This window comes from Nocardioides sp. GCM10030259 (assembly GCF_042666375.1).
Classification (GTDB): Bacteria; Actinomycetota; Actinomycetes; order Propionibacteriales; family Nocardioidaceae; genus Nocardioides.
Map to the genome: position 1 here is coordinate 154,450 of NZ_JBHTDF010000019.1, position 16,879 is coordinate 171,328.

A 16,879-nucleotide genomic window follows, 5' to 3' on the forward strand; every position below is an offset into this window, starting at 1 on the left:
CAGCATCCTGCGCGTGCGAGCCATGTTCATTTCTCCCTCTTCATGGGTCATGCCCGGGACCGGGCGTGACAACTTCTTGTCATATCTTGGCAAGTCTTGTGGCAGAATGGCCAGACACCGCGCATCGAGACGCTCGCCGGACCCGGAAGCCCCCCTCCGCAACCGGCGCGTTCCTCGGGGGTGCGCGGCAGCAACACTGCGACGGCCCCGTCGGCCACCCACCCCCCTGAGGCCGACGGGGTCGAGCGCTGTCCGGGGCCGTTCGGCCCTCGCCCCAGCACCCGGTCGGGGTGCACCCTCAGGACATGAGCGTCTACGTCCGCGAGTTCAACGAGGGCAACAAGGACCAGAAGGACCTGCTGGGTGGCAAGGGCGCCAACCTGGCCGAGATGACCAACCTCGGCCTGCCGGTGCCACCCGGGTTCACGATCACCACCGACGCCTGCCGGGCCTTCCTCGGCACCGGCCGGGAGCCCGACGGGCTCGAGGCCGAGGTCGACGAGCACCTGCGCGCCCTCGAGGAGCGCCGCGGCCGCCGGCTCGGTGATCCCGACGACCCCCTGCTGGTGTCGGTGCGGTCGGGGGCCAAGTTCTCGATGCCCGGGATGATGGAGACGGTGCTCGACGTCGGACTCAACGACGCGTCGGTCGCCGGGCTCGCCCGGGTCAGCGGCGACGAGCGCTTCGCCGTCGACTCCTACCGCCGGCTGCTCCAGATGTTCGGCGCCACGGTCCTCGGCATCGACGCGGACGCGTTCGCCTCGGCGCTCGACCGCAGCATGCAGCAGCGCGGGGTCAGCGCCGACACCCAGCTCGACGCCGACGACCTGCGCTCGCTCGTCGAGGAGTTCAAGGGGATCATCCGCGACCACACCGGCGCCGACTTCCCGCAGGAGCCGCGCGAGCAGCTCCGCCTGGCGATCCGGGCGGTCTTCACGTCCTGGAACACCCCCCGCGCCGCCCTCTACCGGCGCCAGGAGCGGATCCCCGACGACCTCGGCACCGCGGTGACGGTGCAGACGATGGTGTTCGGCAACCGGGGGGACAGCTCGGGCTCCGGCGTGTGCTTCACGCGGGACCCCGCGACCGGCGCGCCCGGCGGGTACGGCGACTACCTGGCCAACGCCCAGGGCGAGGACGTCGTCTCGGGCATCCGCAACACGCTGGCCCTGGACGGTCTCGCCGAGCACGATCGCCCGTCGTACGACGCGCTCATGCAGGTGATGTCGACGCTCGAGGGCCACTACCGCGACCTGTGCGACATCGAGTTCACGATCGAGGACGGCAACCTGTGGTTGCTCCAGGTGCGGGTCGGCAAGCGGACCCCGGAGGCGGCCGTGCGGATCGCGGTCGACCTGGTGGACGAGGGGGCCATCGATCTCGACGAGGCGCTCACCCGGGTGACCGGTCACCAGCTGGCCACGCTGATGTTCCCCCGGTTCGCCCCCGACGCCGAGCGCACGGCAGTCACCCGCGGCCTGAGCGCGTCGCCCGGCGCGGCCGTCGGCCGCGTCGCCCTGGACTCCGAGACGGCGGCCGAGTGGGCCGCCCGCGGGGACGACGTGATCCTGGTCCGCAAGGAGACGACGCCCGACGACCTGCCGGGCATGGTCGCCGCGCGCGGGATCCTCACCAGCCGTGGCGGGAAGACGTCCCATGCCGCGGTCGTCGCTCGCGGCATGGGACGCACCTGCGTCTGCGGGGCCGAGGAGATCGAGATCGACCTGGGCCGGCGCGAGTTCCGCGTGCGTGGCGGGGAGGTCGTCGCCGAGGGCGACACGATCTCCGTCGACGGCAGCACCGGCGAGGTCTTCCTCGGGGCGGTTCCGGTCGGCGACTCCGGCGTCGTACGACTGCTGGCAGGCGAGGAGATCGACGACCCCGTTGCCGCCGCGGCGGCGCGCCTGCTCGCGCACGCCGACGGTGTGCGTCGGCTCGAGGTGCGGGCGAACGCCGACACCCCGGACGACGCCCGCCACGCGCGGCTGCTCGGCGCCCAGGGCATCGGGCTGTGCCGCACCGAGCACATGTTCCTCGGCGACCGGCGCGAGCTCGTCGAGGAGCTGATCGTCGCCGCCGACGCGGCCGGCCGGTCGGCCGCGCTCGGCAAGCTCCTCCCCCTCCAGCGCACCGACTTCGTCGGGATCCTGGAGGCGATGGACGGGCTACCCGTGACGATCCGGCTCATCGACCCGCCGCTGCACGAGTTCCTGCCCGACCTCACCGACCTGGCCGTCCGCGTCGCGCTGGAGGACGAGCGGCATGTCGAGGACGAGCACGACCACACCCTGCTCGCGGTCGTACGCCGCCTGCACGAGCAGAACCCGATGCTCGGGCTGCGTGGGGTCCGGCTCGGCATCGTGATCCCGGGCCTGTTCACCATGCAGGCCCGCGCGGTCGCAGAGGCCGCGGCCGACCGCGTGGCCGCCGGCGGTGACCCGCGCCCCGAGCTGATGGTGCCCCTGGTCGCCACCGAGCGGGAGCTGGCCCTGGTGCGCACCCAGCTCGAGGAGGCCGTGGCCGACGTGGAGCGCACCCGCGAGGTCGAGCTCGACATCCCCATCGGCACGATGATCGAGCTGCCGCGCGCCGCCGTGACGGCCGACCGCATCGCCGGCGTCGCCGACTTCTTCTCGTTCGGCACCAACGACCTCACGCAGATGACGTGGGGGTTCTCCCGCGACGACGTCGAGTCGGAGTTCGTGCAGGACTACCTCGACCAGGGCATCTTCGCGACCTCGCCGTTCGAGTCGATCGACGAGGAGGGCGTCGGCGAGCTGGTCCGCACCGCCGTCCGCCTCGGCCGTGAAGCCCGGCCCGGCCTGCACCTCGGCGTCTGCGGCGAGCACGGCGGCGACCCGAGCTCCATCCACTTCTTCGACGAGGTCGGGCTCGACTACGTCTCGTGCTCGCCCTTCCGCGTGCCCGTCGCCCGATGGGAGGCCGGCCGGTCGGCCCTCGAGCGCCGCCGGGGCTGACGCCGCTTCCCGGGGTGGGCTCACATCCTGCGGACCTACCATGCGGCCATGGGTCGGTGGGGCCGCGGGAGGGTCCTCGGCCTCGGGGCGGGAGCGCTGGTGGCCGGGGCCGTGCTGGTGGCCGCTCTCGGGCGGACCGACGGGGCGCCGACGGGCGACCCGCAGGAGCGACCGCCGCCGACCACGCCGGCACCGTCGCCGAGCGCCGGGCCGACGCCTTTGCTGCCCAACATGCGCAGCCTCGAGGCGTTCGACCTCGACGTCGTCCGGACGCCTGGCGGGCGCGAGCTCCGGTTCGCCGCGGCGCTGGCCAACCTCGGGCCGGGGCCCCTGCTGCTGCGCCCGCTCGCGGCCGGGGCGACCTGCCCTGCCGGGCAGCACCCGGCGACGCAGCTCGTCTTCCGCGACGTCGGCGCCGATGCGACCTACCACCCGCTCCGGGAACGCCCGCTGCGGCGCCAGCCGGTCGGCTGCATGCTCGAGCACCCCGACCACGACCACTGGCACTTCGACGCCATGGCCGCCTACGCGCTCCGGGACCCCGCGACGGGTGCGACCCTCGCGGAGCGCCGCAAGGTCAGCTTCTGCCTGCGGGACAACCGGCGGGTCTCAGGTGTCGCCACCCGGGTACGCCGCGAGCACTTCGGCGAGTGCAGCCGCACGGCCCGCCAGGGCATCTCGCCGGGGTGGGTCGACGTCTACTCCGCCGACCTGGCGGGCCAGTCGCTGCCGCTGCCGCCCGGCGCCGGGCGACGGGCGCTGTGCCTCGACCTCACCGCGGACCCGCGTGGACGGATCGAGGAAGCGGACGAGACGGACAACGCCGTGTCGACGGGCATCGTCGTGCGTGGACCGGATGCCCGGTTCGCCCCGGGGGTGCGGTGCTCGTGACCGGCCCCCGGGACCCGGGTCAGCGCCAGCCGAGCTCCGGAGCGAGGTGCTTCAGGACGCTCTCGATGACGTGGGCGTTGTAGTCGACACCGAGCTGGTTGGGGACGGTCAGCAGCAGGGTGTCGGCGGCGGCGATCGCCTCGTCCTCCGCGAGGTCGCGGACCAGCTGGTCGGGCTCCCCGGCGTACGACTTGCCGAAGCGGGCGAGGCCGCCGTCGATGTGACCGACCTGGTCCTGGCTGCGCGACTCGTGGCCGAAGTAGGCGTCGTCCATGTCATTGACGATCGGGAAGATGCTGCGGCTGACCGAGACGCGCGGCTCGCGGTCGTGGCCGGCCGCCTTCCAGGCGTCGCGGAAGCGCTGGATCTGCTCGGCCTGGAGCTGGTGGAAGGGCACGCCCGTGTCCTCGGTCAGCAGCGTCGAGCTCATCAGGTTCAGTCCCTGCTCGGCGGTCCACTCGGCGGTGGAGCGGGAGCCGGCTCCCCACCAGATCCGGTCGCGCAGGCCGGGCGAGTGCGGCTCGATGCGCAGCAGGCCGGGCGGGTTCGGGAACATCGGCCGCGGGTTGGGCTGCGCGAACCCCTCCCCCTCGATCACGTCGAGGAAGACGCGGAGGTGGTCGCGCGCCATGTCGGCGTGGTCGGACCCCTCCCCCGGCACGTAGCCGAAGTAGCGGAATCCGTCGATCACCTGCTCCGGTGACCCGCGGCTGACGCCGAGCTGGAGCCGCCCGCCGGCGATGAGGTCGGCGGCGCCGGCGTCCTCGGCCATGTAGAGGGGGTTCTCGTAGCGCATGTCGATGACGCCGGTGCCGATCTCGATCCGGCTGGTGCGCGCCCCGATGGCGGCGAGCAGCGGGAACGGCGACGCGAGCTGCCGGGCGAAGTGGTGCACGCGGAAGTACGCGCCGTCGGCGCCGAGCTCCTCGGCGGCGACGGCGAGATCGATGGACTGCAGCAGCGCGTCCGACGCCGACCGCGTCTGCGACTGCGGTGACGGCGTCCAGTGGCCGAAGGACAGGAACCCGATGTGCTTCATGCCGCCTCCAACAGAAGTTGAACGGTCAAGCTTCCCGCTACGGTGCGTTCCACAGCAGCAGCGCCGGGTGCTCGCGCTCGTGGCCGAGGACCGACAGGGTCGCGGTGTCGAGCTTGAAGAACCGGCCGTCGCCGACCGGCAGGCCGAGCCAGCGCGCGGCGAGGGCGCGCAGCGCGTGGCCGTGCCCGAAGACGAGGGTCCGGCCGTCGGCCTCACGGGCGCTCGCCACGACCCGGTCGAGGCGCGCCCCCACCTGTGCGGCGGTCTCGCCGCCCGGCACCGGGTGGGTCCAGATCGTCCAGCCGGGAGTGTGCTCGCGGATCTCCGCCGTGGTGGTGCCCTCGTAGTCGCCGTAGGCCCACTCGACCAGGTCGTCGTCGACCTCGGCGTCGGGGAAGCCCGCCAGCTCCGCCGTACGTCGGGCGCGCAGCCGCGGGCTGGTCAGCACCCGGGCGAAACCGCCGTCGGCGAGCCGAGGTCCCAGCGCCCGCGCGACCTCCTCCCCCTCGGGGAGCAGCGGGAGGTCGGTCGTCGACGTGTGCCGGCCGTTGGCGCTCCACTCGGTCGTGCCGTGCCGGACCACCCAGAGCTCGCTCACCCGGCCATTCAAGCAGCGTCAGGTCTTGCGGGCCTTCGCGATCGTCTCCTCGACGATCTGGTTGACGCGGGAGCCGCTCGGCCAGCCGGCGTAGTGGCAGAGCAGGATCACGATCTCGCGCAGCTGCTCGTCGTCGAGCTCGCCGGCGGTGTACGCCGCGGGGATCTGGATCGTCAGCACGTCGTGCTGGTTGGAGCCGGCGAGCAGGCCGATGAGCAGCAGGCGGCGGTCGCGGTCGGTGAGGCCGGGCCGGTTCCAGATGTCGGCGAAGAGGTGGTCGGCGGTGTAGGCGAAGAAGTCGCCGGTGCCGTCGGACATCTCGAAGCCGTAGACCTGCTCCATCCGCTCCAGGCCGCGGCGCCGCGTCTCGGGGAGATCGTCGAACTTGCCCATCACTGCTCCTTTCACGCGCGGAACGTCTGTCCGCCGTCGACGGCGATGATCTGCCCCGTCACCCACGACGACTCGTCGGAGAGCAGGAAGAGGCAGGCGCCGACCATGTCCTCGGGCTGGCCCATCCGCTTCAGGGCGAGGTTCTTCACCAGGTCCCTGGCGGCGTCGCCTGCCTGGGTGCGGGTCGCGGCGGTGTCGGTGGGCCCGGGGGCGATGGCGTTGACGCGGATCTTCATGCCGCCGAGCTCGTGGGCGAGCTGCTGGGTCAGGCCGTTGACGCCGACCTTGGCGAGGCCGTAGAAGCCCGAGTAGAGGTACGCCGCGGTGCTCGACTGGTTGACGATCGCGCCGCCGCCCCGCTTCTGCATCTCGGGGTAGACCGCGCGGGTCATCACCAGCGCACCGTCCATGTTCACCGACATGAACTTCCGGTAGTAGTCCCAGTCGACGCTGATCAGCAGGTCGAACGCCATGTCGCCGTAGATCGCGGCGTTGTTGACCAGCCCGTCGATCCCGCCGTACGCCGCGACCGTGGCCTCGACCAGCGCGGCCGCGTCGTCGTGGGACGAGACGTCGCAGCGGACGAAGAGACCGCCGATGTCGGCCGCGACCTTCTGCCCCGCCTCGACGTTGAGGTCGGCCACCACGACCGACGCGCCCTCCGCCGCGAGCGCCCGCGCGTAGGCCTCGCCGATGCCCTGCGCCGCCCCCGTGACGACGACGACCTTGTTCTCGAATCTCATCTCTCTCCGTCCTGTGGAGTCTGTTTGGGATAGTCCGTCACGATCTGGTCGCCCTCGAGCCCGTTCCGGCGACCAGAAGGTGACGGACTATCCCGCCGGCTCGGCGATCGTCTTCGTCTCGAGGTACTCCTCGAACCCCGCGACACCCATCTCCCGGCCGATGCCGGACTGCTTGTAGCCGCCGAACGGCGCGTCGGGGCTGAACCAGACCCCGCCGTTGACGGCGATCGTGCCGGTGCGGATCCTCGCGGCGACCGCCTTCGCACGGTCGAGGTCGCCCGACTCCACCGACCCCGAGAGGCCGTACGCCGAGTCGTTGGCGATCCGCACCGCGTCGTCGTCGCCGTCGTGCGGGATCACGACCAGCACCGGGCCGAAGACCTCCTCCTGCGCGAGCCGGCTGGAGTTGTCGAGGCCGGCGATCACGGTCGGCTCGATCCAGAAGCCGTCCTGCTCGATGACACGACCGCCCGTGGCGAAGGTGCCGCCCTCCTCCTCGGCCAGCCTGAGGTATGACGCGACGCGGTCGCGCTGGGCCTCGGAGATCACCGGGCCGCAGATCGCGCCCGGGTCGGCGGGATCCTTGGCGCCGATCGACTCCATCGTCGCGGCGGCGACCTGCACCGCCTCGTCGTACCTCTCGCGGGGCACGACGAGGCGCGTCGTGATCGCGCAGCCCTGGCCGGCGTGGATGCACGCCGCGAACGCCGTGGCGCCCGCAGCTGAGCCGATGTCGGCGTCGTCGAGCACGATCGCGGCGGACTTGCCGCCGAGCTCGAGGAACACCTTCTTCAGGGTCGGCGCGGCCGCGGCCATGATCGCCTTGCCAACCTGGGTGGAGCCGGTGAAGGACACCATGTCGACGCGCGGGTCGGTCGTGAGCAGCGCCGCGACCTCGTTGGCGCGCGGCGTCACGACGTTGAAGACGCCGGGCGGGATGTCGGTGTGCTCGGCGATCAGCCGCCCGAGCTCTGCCGCCAGCCACGGCGTGTCCGGCGCGGGCTTCAGCACGACCGTGCAGCCGGCGGCCAGAGCGGGGCCGACCTTGGCGAGGTTGATCTGGGTCGGCACGTTCCACGGCGAGATCGCCGCGACCACGCCGACCGGCTCGCGGCGCACCGTGCGCCGCGACGGGATGCCCATCGGCGCCGCGACGCCGAGGTCGCTCTCGAACTCGTAGGATTCCAGCAGGTCCGTGACCCACTTCAGCCCCTCGACCGGCACGTCGAAGCCGGCCGCACCCATCATGAAGCCCGGCATCCCGACCTCAGCGGTCGTCAGCGCCTTGAACGCGTCGCCGTCGTCGAGCAGCGCCTGGTGGAGCTGGCGCAGGCAGCGCACCCGCAGCTCGGCGTTCGTCGACCAGTCGGTCTCGTCGAAGGCCCGGCGTGCAGCAGCGATCGCCGCGTCCACGTCGGTGGCGGTGCCGTCCGGGGCGACGCCGATCTCCTGCCCCGTGGCCGGGTTGAGGATCGGGTACGACGAGACCGCGCCGACGAGCTTGCCGTCGATCAGCTGCTGGGCAGGAGGGGGCAGGGCTTGTCCTGAGGAGCCGAGGGACGAGGCGTCTCGAAGGGTCATCGCGTCGGCTCCTGGGTGACGTGGTCGCCGCGCTCGACCGGCGGCGGCCACACCGTCGACGGCATCTCCTTGTGGCGGTAGTGACCCGGCACCTTGAGCCCCCCGACGGACATCCGCCTGAGCAGCGTGTCGGGCGCCTTGCCGGCCTCGACGATCTGCATGAACGTGTGCGCGGTCGACGGCATGTCGAACCAGTCGCGCTGCCAGGCGATCTTGACCTGGCCGACGTCGGCCCCGCCGACCTGCCGCTCGAGGCCGAACCACGAGCCGCCGATGCCGAGGATCTCGTACTCCTCGCCGGCGTCGTCGAGGATGCCCGACCTCTGCTTCCAGAAGCCGACGACCATGCCCTTGGCGTCGTCGATCATCGTGCACTGGTAGTCGTAGTGCCAGCCGTCGAGGCCGTCCATCTCGATGCCGATCGCGTAGTCGCGGATCTGGTCGCGGCCGACCGCCATGAAGTGCTCGTCGGGGCTGTACATCCAGCCGTACGTCGCGTCCTCGGCGTACCACTCCGCCATCACGCGCCAGTCGCCGGAGGCCTCGGCCTTGCGGTTGACGTCGAGCCAGGAGTCCCAGAACTCCTCGATCTCGGCCCTGCTGAGAGCTGACACCTTCACTCCTCCTCGATTGCCAACGCCATGGCGGGGCAGTAGCGCACGGCCGACTGCACGTCGGACCGCAGGGACTCGTCGGGGTGCTCCTGGAGCACCCTCACCTGGTCGGTGTCGTCGTCGAACCCGAACACGTCGGGCGCCTCGCCCTGGCACATCTGGTGCCCCTGGCAGAGCCCGAGGTCGGCGACGACCGTGAAGCTCATCGGCCATCTCCGCTCATCGCGCCCTCCGGCGGTAGCGCACCCGGCACGGCTGCTCGAGCTGGATGACCATCTTGGAGACGTCGTCGCGGTAGGTGTCCGACGGCTGCGCCATCTCGAACTCGTAGTCGCGCAGGATCACCGAGAAGATGGCCTTCATCTGCATCATCGCGAACGCATTGCCGACGCAGCGGTGCTTGCCGGCGCCGAAGGGGATCCAGGTCCAGCGGTTCTGGAGGTCCTCCTGACGCGGGTCGATGTAGCGGCCCGGGTCGAAGGCGTCCGGCCGGGGGAAGTCCGCGGCGATCCGGTTCGAGACGCGCGGCGACGCGGCGACCACGGTGCCGACCGGGATCGTGTGCCCGGCGAGCTCGATCTCCTCGGCCACCACGCGCATCAGGATGATCAGCGGCGGGTGCAGCCGCAGCGTCTCCTTGAGCGCCGACTCCAGCACGGGGATCGACCTGAGCGCCTGGAAGGAGACCTCCACGGCGCCATCTCCGTCTGGGTCGGCGTACAGCTCGTCGAGCTCCTTGACGACCGCCGCCATGGTGTCGGGGTGTCGCATCAGCTCGATCAGCGCCCACGACGCCGTGCCCGACGACGTGTGGTGCCCGGCGAACATCATCGAGATGAAGATGCCGGTGATGTAGTCGGCGCTCATGTCGATCGAGATGAGCACGTCGAGCAGGTCGCGCCCCTCCTTCGGGACCGTGCCCCGCTCCTTGCGGCGGTCGATGATCCCCTGCACCAGCTCGACGAGCTTCTCCCGCGCCGCGTCGCGGCGACGGAACGACTCGATGTCCATGTAGGGGTCGACGTAGGCGAGCGCGTCGGTGCCGCGCTCGAGCTCGTGGTAGTGCTGGGCGAACGAGGAGTCGAGCTCCTCGCGGAACGGCTTGCCGATCAGGCAGGCAGAGGTCGTGTAGATCGTCAGCTCCGCGAACCAGTCGAGCAGGTCGATCTCGCCCTCGTCGCCCCAGTCCGCGACCATCCGGCGGATCTCGGCCTCGATCGTCGAGGCATGACCACGCATCATGTCGCCGCGCAGCGCCTGGTTCTTCAGCATCTGCTGGCGCTCCTCGGGCGAGGCGTCGAAGACCACGCCCTTGCCGAAGATCGGCGTCATGAAGGGGTACGCCGCCGCCTGGTCCAGCGTCGAGTCGGGCGCCCGGAAGAACTGCTCCTGCGCCTCGGCGCCGTAGACCAGCACGACGTCCTTGTCGGCGAGCCGGAAGCGGCCGATGTCGCCGCACTCGTCGTACACCCGCTGGAACAGGCCGATCGGGTCGACCCGCATCTCTGCGAGGTGGCCGTGCCCGTCGTCGGGGACGGCGTAGGAGACCTCGGGAATGCTCATCGCTCCTCCAGGGGTGCCTCGGGAGAGACCTCGACCAGGTTCAGGTGCACGCCGCGCGGGGCGCTGACGACGGTGGCGATCGCGTCGGCGATCGCCGTCGGCTTGAGGAAGTGCGGGTGCCGGGCCTGCCCGAAGCGCACCCACTGGTTGAGCACGAACGCCGCCTCGTCGACGTCCCAGTCCGCACCCATCTCGCTCCACGTCGGGCCCGGCCGGACGATGGACGCGCGGACGCCGGTGCCCTCGAGCTCCATCTGCATCGCGTGGGCCATGCCCTCGAGGCCCCACTTGCCCGCGGCGTACGACGACATGAACGGCCGCGCGCGCACCGCGACGTCGGAGGAGACGAACACCAGGTCGCCGCGGCGCCGCTCGACCATGCCGGGCACGAACGCGCGGACCAGACGGTGGGCGCCGGTGATGTTGAGGTCGAGCTCGCGGGCGAAGCGCTCGCTGTCGACCTCGTGGATCGTCCCCGGTCCGACCGCGCCCGCGTTGGACACGACCACCTCGACGTCGCCGAGCTCGGCGGTCACCTTCTCGGCGAACGTCTCGACCGAGGAGGGATCGGTGACGTCGAGCGCGTGCACGACCGCCTCGCCGCCCGCCTCGCGGACCTGCGCCGCGACCTCCTCGCACTTCTCGGTACGGCGGGCGCCGAGCGCGACCGGGAAGCCGGCAGCGGCCAGGGTGAGCGCCGTGGCCGCGCCGATGCCCGACGACGCACCGGTGACGACGGCCGGTCGCCGTGAGGGCTGCGCGTACTTCTCGCTCATCGAGCCTCCATCCGCACCGGCACCGACGCGAAGCCGCGGACGTTGACGGAGTGCACCCGCTCGCAGTCGTCGTGCGCGACCTCGATCGTGCGCACGCGGCGTACCAGCTCCTTCAGGACGATCCGCGCCTCGAGGCGGGCCAGGTTGGCGCCCAGGCAGAAGTGCCGGCCGCCGCCGAAGCTGAGCAGCTGGGCGAGCTCCTCCCTCTCCCGGAAGATGTCGTAGCGGTCGGGATCGCCAAAGACGCGGTCGTCACGGTTGGCCGAGCCGAGCACCAGCACGGCCTTCGACCCCGCGGGAGCCACCTTGCCGTGCAGCTCGACGTCACTGAGCAGGTGCCGGGCCACCATCTGGCTGGAGGTGTCGAAGCGCAGCGTCTCCTCGATCCACGGGACCACCAGGTCGCGGGAGTCCTCGGGATCGGCGAAGACCTGGTCGTACTGCTCGGCATGGCGCGTCAGGTGGAAGATCGCGTGCCCGAGGAGCTTGGTCGTGGTCTCGTTGCCGGCCACCACCATGAGGAACAGGAACGCGATGATCTCCTCGTCGGTCAGCTTGTCGCCGTCGAGCTCGGCGGAGAGCAGTGCGCTGGTGAGATCCTCGGTCGGTCGCCGCTTCCGCTCCTCGACCATCTCGGTGAAGTAGACGACCAGCGTCAACGCCGCCTCGGAGCCGGCGGGGGGCACGTCGCGCACCCCCGGCTCGCGGTGCACCAGCAGGTCGGCGAGTCGACGGGTCTCGGCGCGGTCGGCCTCGGGCACGCCCATCATCTCGGAGATGACGTCCATCGGCAGCCTGCCGGCGAAGTCGTGGATCCAGTCGAACGACTCCTGTTCGAGGCATCGCGTGAGGTAGTGATCGGTGAGCCGCTCGATCTGCGGCGCCAGCTCGGTGACCCGCCGCGGCGTGAAGCCCTTGGACACCAGCGACCGCAGCCGCTGCTGCCGTGGCGGATCCATGCCGAGGAACGACATCACCCGGTGGGCGTCCGGGCCCCAGGCGCTCTTGTCGATGGAGACGCCCATCGCGTTGGAGTAGACACCCTCGGTGCGCACCGCGTGCTGGATGTCGGCGTGGCGGGTCAGGAACCAGATGTCGAGGTCCTCGTTGTGGTGCAGCGGGTCCTCGTCGCGACAGCGGCGGTACGTCGGGTACGGGTCCTCCTGGAACGCGTAGTCGTAGGGGTCGAAGACGATCTCACTCATGCGGCGTGGCCCTTCATGATCACGGCGACGACCGCGTCGAGCCGCTCGCCCATCTCCGTGTAGGTCAGCAGGCCCATCCCGCCCTGCAGCAGCGCGCCCGAGAACGCCAGCGCCACCGTCTCGACCACGACGGCGTCGGCGTCCGGACCGAGGGCGGCGCTGAACCGGTCGACGAGCTCGGCGCCGATCCGCAGCCGCAGCCGCGCCACGTCGGGGTCGCCGCCGAGCAGCGCCGGCGTGACCGCGGCCGCGAGCTCAGGCGCGTCCGCGAGCCGATGCGCCAGGTGTCGGGTCACCGACTGCAGGCGGGCGACGGCGTCCGCCCCCTCGGGCTCGTGCTCGTCGTCGGCGAGGAAGCGCCAGAAGAGCTCGGCGAAGAGGTGGTTCTTCGACGCGAGGTAGGTGTACGCCGTCGCCGGCGACACCCCCGCCCGCTGCGCGACCGTGCGCACGGTGAGCGCCTCGTGCCCGACCGCGCGCAGCTCCTGCGTGCCCGCGGCCATCAACCGCTCGACGGTCTCGGCCTGGCGGGGGTTCAGACCCTGGCGCGGCAGCGCGGACATCTGACTGGACACCTGTCCAATTTAGAACAGGTTCTCGTCCGCCCGCAAGGGGTCGCGCTCGCCGGTTCCCGTCCTGAGCGACCCGGTCTACGCTCCACAGCATGCACCGGGTGTTCGCCGTACCAGTCGCTTCGGTCTACCCGCACTACGTGGCGAAGGTGGAGAAGAAGGGGCGCACCAAGGACGAGCTGCACGAGGTCATGCGGTGGCTCACCGGCTTCGACCAGGCCGAGCTGGAGCGCCACCTCGCCGAGGAGACGACCTTCGAGAACTTCTTCGCCGACGCGGACCTCAACCCCGACGCCAAGTTGATCACCGGCGTCATCTGCGGCTACCGGGTCGAGGACATCGAGGACCCCCTGATGCAGAAGCTCCGCTACCTCGACAAGCTCGTCGACGAGCTCGCCAAGGGCAAGGCGATGGAGAAGATCCTCCGGTCCTAGTCCTCGGCCGGCGGGATCACCACGACCGGGCACCGCGCACGCCCGGCCACGGTCGCCGTGACCGAGCCGAGCACCAGGCTGCGGAACGGCCCGCGGCCCCGGCTGCCCATCACGACCGTCGAGGCGTGCTCGGCGAGACTCAGGACCAGCTGGCGCGGGTCGCCGTGCTCGATGACGGTGGACGTCTCGAGCGACGGGTGCGCGTCGGCGACCTTCGTGGTCGCGGCCGCGACGATCGTCTCGCCGTCGGCGCGCAGCTGGTCGTAGACGAGGGCGAACGTCGCGCCGCCGTCGAACTGCATGCCCGCCGCCTCCGGCGCACCGATCGTGCCCAGCGCATGGGCGATCACGAGCGGCCGGCCCTCGAGCGCGGCGTACCTGGCGGCCCACTCGAGCGCGCGGTCGGAGGTCTCGGAGCCGTCGACACCGACGACGACCGCGCCGTCGGGGACGGAGGGCTGGGCGGTCCCGGTCTCGCTCATGACGTCACCGTACCGACCGGTTGCGGGCGTCAGGGCTCCGAGCGCGCGACTTGTACGTCGACCTCGGCCTGGTCCCTGTCGGCGGCCGCTGCATCGCGGTCGGCGATGGACGAGCTCCGGTCACCGGCCGAGTCGTCCCGGTCGTGCCGGCTCGCGCGACGATCGGCGGCGGCTGAGATCCGGTCGTCCCGGGCGGCGTCCAGCGCGTCGCGGAGATCTTCGCGTGCCATGTCGGACTCGGTCACCGCCATCTCACGGTCGATGACCGCCTGCTCGTACTCGGCATCCGGATTGCGTCGTGCACGGCTGACCTCATCCGGCTGATCCCGGGCATCCTCGCGGAGCCGCTCGGCCCGGAGACGATCCAGGGCGGCCCGCTCTCGCTGCCGCCCCTGCTCGTCTCGGAGCCCCGCCAGCGCGTCCCGATCCCCGGCGGCCACGTCACGACGGGAGGCGGCCGTGTCACGACTGTCCGCGTCGTGGTCGCGCTCGGGTCCGTTGCCCTTCGGGTCCATGCAACGACGGTAGCGCTCGGTCCGCGACCGGCGCTGCCGTCGTCAGTACCCCAGTCCGTGGCCGAACGGGAACAGGTCGCCCGTGCCGTCCGCGCGCGGGATCGAGACGGGAAGTCGGCCGGCCGGGTCGACCTCGCCGTACATGACCCGCACCAGCGACTCGACCTGGCCCGTGGTGTAGCCGTAGGTGTCGAGCACGGTCGGCACCTCGGGGAACGACGCCACGTCGTAGGGGTTGCGCATGGCCGCCACCACGACCGGCTTCCCGGTCGCCAGCAGCTCGCGAACCAGCCGCGTCTGTGCGGCGGCGGCCGCGGTCGGCTGGCCGGTGGCGGCGCTGATGGCGTAGGCGTTGTTGGTCGAGACGACGACCAGGTCGCTGGTCTGCGCGGCCGCTACGGCGTTGGCGATCGCGGTCGACGACGGCGTCGTGCCCGACTCGCGGACCTGGGTCGTCGCGCCCCGGGCGGTGAACGCGTTGGCGATCCCCTGCGTGGTGCCGACGCCCCACCCGGCGACGAGCACGTTGCCCGGCGAGGACGACAGCGGCAGCAGGCCGGCGTCGTTCTTGACCAGCGTCGTGGTGCGCTCGGTGATCTCCTGCGCGTCGGCCAGGTGCTCCGGCGCGCCCATGACCTGCGGCGCCTCGGCCGCGTCGACGAACGGGTCCTGGAAGATCCCGCGCTGGAACTTGTGCAGCAGGATCCGGTAGACCGACGCGTCCAGCCGCTGCCGGCTGATCGTGCCGTCCTGGACCGCGTCGAGCACCGCGCCGTACGCCGTGTCCATCTGCGGCGGGACGAGCAGCTGGTCGGCGCCGGCCAGGAAGGCCTCCACCGGTGCCACGTCGGGCGGGTACGTCGACGTCGCGCCCTGCATGTCGAGCGCGTCGGTGACGATCAGCCCGTCGAAACCGAGCTCGTCGCGCAGCAGGCCGGTCAGGATCTTCTCCGACATCGTCGCCGGCACTCCCGGGTCGATCGCCGGCAGCACGACGTGGGCGGTCATGATCGTGTCGACGCCGGCCGCGATCGCGGCGCGGAAGGGCGGCAGGTCGATCTCGTCCATCTGCTCACGGGTGTGCGTCACCTCGGGCAGTCCGAAGTGGCTGTCGACGCCGGTGTCGCCGTGGCCCGGGAAGTGCTTGGCCACGGACGAGAGCCCGCCGGCGCGGTAGCCGCGGACCTGGGCGGCGACCAGGTCGGAGACCAGCGCCGGGTCGGACCCGATCGACCGGATCCCGATGACGGGGTTGTTCGGGTTGACGTTGACGTCGGCCACCGGCGCATAGTCCTGCGTGAGGCCGACGGCGGCGAGCTCGGTGCCGATGACCTCGGCGGACCTGCGCGCGTCCGCCGTCGAGCGACCGGCGCCGAGCGCCATGTTGCCGGGCATCTGCGTCGCGGGCGGACCGAAGCGCGCGACCAGCGCGCCGCCCTCCTGGTCGACCGAGATCTGGAGCGGGATCCGGCGCGGCAGCGCCAGCGCGGCGCTCTGCAGGCCGTTGGACAGCGTGGCCACCTGGGCCGGGTTGCCGATGTTGTCGTCGTTGTTGCGGGTCGTGTAGTAGATGACGCCGCCGGGCTGGTACTTCGCGATCGCCTGCGCCGGGGTGTCGACGCCGTACAGACGCTGGTTGACGGTCTTCGCCGTGTCGCTGACGTCGTTCGCGTCGCGACCCGCCACCTCGATGACGAAGAGCTGGCCGACCTTCTGCTCCAGGGTCATGTGCCGCAGCAGCGAGATCACCTTGCCGCGGTACGGCGCGTCGCCGGAGTGTCCCGGGTCGCCGGCCGAGGCCACGGGCGGGCCCAGCGTCGCGGCGAGCACCAGGGTGAGGCCGACGACGAGCGGCCGGAGCGCAGTCCGGACGCGACGGGTGGCGGACGAGGACCGAGCAGACATGCGCACCTCCGGCTGGTTGCCCCCGAGAAGAGGGTGAGCCGACAGTAGGCCGGAAGGGCCGGGTTGGGAAGGTCCGATCTGTCGGGGCCCTATTGTTCGGGACATCGACGAGGGAGGAGCCGCCGTGGCCGGATACCGAACCAGCACGGAGGTCGCCGCGTCCGCCGACGTCGTCTGGCGGGTGCTGAGCGACGTCGAGTCGATGCCCGAGTGGACGGCGTCCATGGACAACGTCGAGGTCGTGTCGGGTCAGCGACCGCCCGGCCCGGGCACGGTCGTGCGGATCTCGCAGCCGAAGTTCCCCGCGGCCAGCTGGCTGATCGACGCCTGGGAGCCGCCGCTGCGCTTCGCCTGGACCAACCGCTCCCCCGGCATGCTCAGCCACGCCGAGCACGTCGTCACCCCGATCGACGACACCCGCTGCCGGGTGGAGCTGTCGATCGAGCAGACCGGCTGGCTGTCGGGGCTGTTCGCGGCGCTGACCATGCGCCGCACGCGCGCGTACGTCGACATGGAGCTCGCCGGGCTCAAGGCACGCAGCGAGGCCGAGGCCGGCCGGGGCTGACCGGCTCCGCTGCAAGTTCTCTCGC

At 71.6% G+C, this 16,879-nt stretch carries 18 protein-coding genes; 4 read left to right on the forward strand and 14 right to left on the reverse strand.

The features are described 5' to 3' along the window. The first annotated feature begins 305 nt into the window (after positions 1–305). Both ppdK and ACFQQI_RS17060 read left to right on the forward strand, forming a co-directional pair. Entirely contained in the window at positions 306–2,978 is a 2,673-nt protein-coding gene (ppdK, locus tag ACFQQI_RS17055) for a pyruvate, phosphate dikinase (protein WP_378566031.1), read from the forward strand. Positions 2,979–3,026: 48 nt separating this feature from the next. Continuing rightward, positions 3,027–3,869 (forward strand): lysyl oxidase family protein, encoded by an 843-nt coding sequence (locus ACFQQI_RS17060; RefSeq protein WP_378566034.1) that lies wholly within the window; start codon positions 3,027–3,029, stop codon positions 3,867–3,869. 19 nt (positions 3,870–3,888) lie between these two features. Here ACFQQI_RS17060 and ACFQQI_RS17065 read toward each other — a convergent pair whose 3' ends face one another. From ACFQQI_RS17065 to ACFQQI_RS17115, 11 genes are all read right to left on the reverse strand, one after another. After that, entirely contained in the window at positions 3,889–4,908 is a 1,020-nt protein-coding gene (locus tag ACFQQI_RS17065) for an LLM class flavin-dependent oxidoreductase (protein ID WP_378566037.1), read from the reverse strand. Between the two features lie 37 nt (positions 4,909–4,945). Beyond that, the gene (locus ACFQQI_RS17070; protein ID WP_378566040.1) at positions 4,946–5,506 is read right to left on the reverse strand and encodes a histidine phosphatase family protein; all 561 of its coding nucleotides are present in this window, start codon (positions 5,504–5,506) and stop codon (positions 4,946–4,948) included. 18 nt (positions 5,507–5,524) lie between these two features. After that, a complete protein-coding gene (locus tag ACFQQI_RS17075; protein ID WP_378566043.1) occupies positions 5,525–5,899 on the reverse strand; it encodes a carboxymuconolactone decarboxylase family protein in 375 nt (124 codons plus the stop codon). An 11-nt stretch (positions 5,900–5,910) separates the two neighbouring features. Further along, positions 5,911–6,642: an SDR family oxidoreductase gene (locus ACFQQI_RS17080; RefSeq protein ID WP_378566046.1), complete on the reverse strand. Its 732-nt coding sequence runs from the start codon at positions 6,640–6,642 to the stop codon at positions 5,911–5,913. A gap of 87 nt (positions 6,643–6,729) precedes the next feature. Then, positions 6,730–8,223: an aldehyde dehydrogenase gene (locus tag ACFQQI_RS17085; protein WP_378566049.1), complete on the reverse strand. Its 1,494-nt coding sequence runs from the start codon at positions 8,221–8,223 to the stop codon at positions 6,730–6,732. Continuing rightward, positions 8,220–8,837 (reverse strand): hypothetical protein, encoded by a 618-nt coding sequence (locus tag ACFQQI_RS17090; RefSeq protein WP_378566052.1) that lies wholly within the window; start codon positions 8,835–8,837, stop codon positions 8,220–8,222. The genes ACFQQI_RS17085 and ACFQQI_RS17090 overlap by 4 nt, the downstream gene beginning before the upstream one ends. Before the next feature lie 2 nt (positions 8,838–8,839). Then, the gene (locus ACFQQI_RS17095) at positions 8,840–9,043 is read right to left on the reverse strand and encodes a ferredoxin (protein WP_378566055.1); all 204 of its coding nucleotides are present in this window, start codon (positions 9,041–9,043) and stop codon (positions 8,840–8,842) included. Between the two features lie 13 nt (positions 9,044–9,056). After that, positions 9,057–10,400, reverse strand: a complete 1,344-nt coding sequence (locus tag ACFQQI_RS17100; RefSeq protein WP_378566058.1) for a cytochrome P450 — start codon at positions 10,398–10,400, stop codon at positions 9,057–9,059. Then, positions 10,397–11,176, reverse strand: a complete 780-nt coding sequence (locus ACFQQI_RS17105) for an SDR family oxidoreductase (RefSeq protein ID WP_378566061.1) — start codon at positions 11,174–11,176, stop codon at positions 10,397–10,399. The genes ACFQQI_RS17100 and ACFQQI_RS17105 overlap by 4 nt, the downstream gene beginning before the upstream one ends. After that, positions 11,173–12,381, reverse strand: coding sequence for a cytochrome P450 (locus tag ACFQQI_RS17110; protein ID WP_378566064.1), 1,209 nt, complete (start codon positions 12,379–12,381; stop codon positions 11,173–11,175). The genes ACFQQI_RS17105 and ACFQQI_RS17110 overlap by 4 nt, the downstream gene beginning before the upstream one ends. After that, a complete protein-coding gene (locus ACFQQI_RS17115) occupies positions 12,378–12,956 on the reverse strand; it encodes a TetR/AcrR family transcriptional regulator (protein ID WP_378566067.1) in 579 nt (192 codons plus the stop codon). Before ACFQQI_RS17115 ends, ACFQQI_RS17110 begins: the two co-directional genes overlap by 4 nt. A gap of 89 nt (positions 12,957–13,045) precedes the next feature. On the opposite strand from ACFQQI_RS17115, the gene ACFQQI_RS17120 reads away from it, so the two are divergent. After that, complete coding sequence (locus ACFQQI_RS17120) at positions 13,046–13,387, forward strand: DUF2200 domain-containing protein (RefSeq protein ID WP_378566070.1); 342 nt, start codon at positions 13,046–13,048, stop codon at positions 13,385–13,387. Here ACFQQI_RS17120 and ACFQQI_RS17125 read toward each other — a convergent pair. From ACFQQI_RS17125 to ACFQQI_RS17135, 3 genes are read right to left on the reverse strand one after another with little or no spacing between them, the layout of a single operon-like run. After that, a complete protein-coding gene (locus tag ACFQQI_RS17125) occupies positions 13,384–13,869 on the reverse strand; it encodes a universal stress protein (protein ID WP_378566073.1) in 486 nt (161 codons plus the stop codon). The genes ACFQQI_RS17120 and ACFQQI_RS17125 overlap by 4 nt on opposite strands. Positions 13,870–13,898: 29 nt before the next feature. Next, positions 13,899–14,384: a hypothetical protein gene (locus ACFQQI_RS17130; RefSeq protein ID WP_378566076.1), complete on the reverse strand. Its 486-nt coding sequence runs from the start codon at positions 14,382–14,384 to the stop codon at positions 13,899–13,901. A gap of 42 nt (positions 14,385–14,426) precedes the next feature. Continuing rightward, positions 14,427–16,289 (reverse strand): glycoside hydrolase family 3 protein, encoded by a 1,863-nt coding sequence (locus tag ACFQQI_RS17135; RefSeq protein WP_378566080.1) that lies wholly within the window; start codon positions 16,287–16,289, stop codon positions 14,427–14,429. A gap of 124 nt (positions 16,290–16,413) precedes the next feature. Here ACFQQI_RS17135 and ACFQQI_RS17140 point away from each other — a divergent pair, with 124 nt between their 5' ends. After that, entirely contained in the window at positions 16,414–16,854 is a 441-nt protein-coding gene (locus tag ACFQQI_RS17140) for an SRPBCC family protein (protein ID WP_378566084.1), read from the forward strand. Positions 16,855–16,879: the final 25 nt, after the last annotated feature.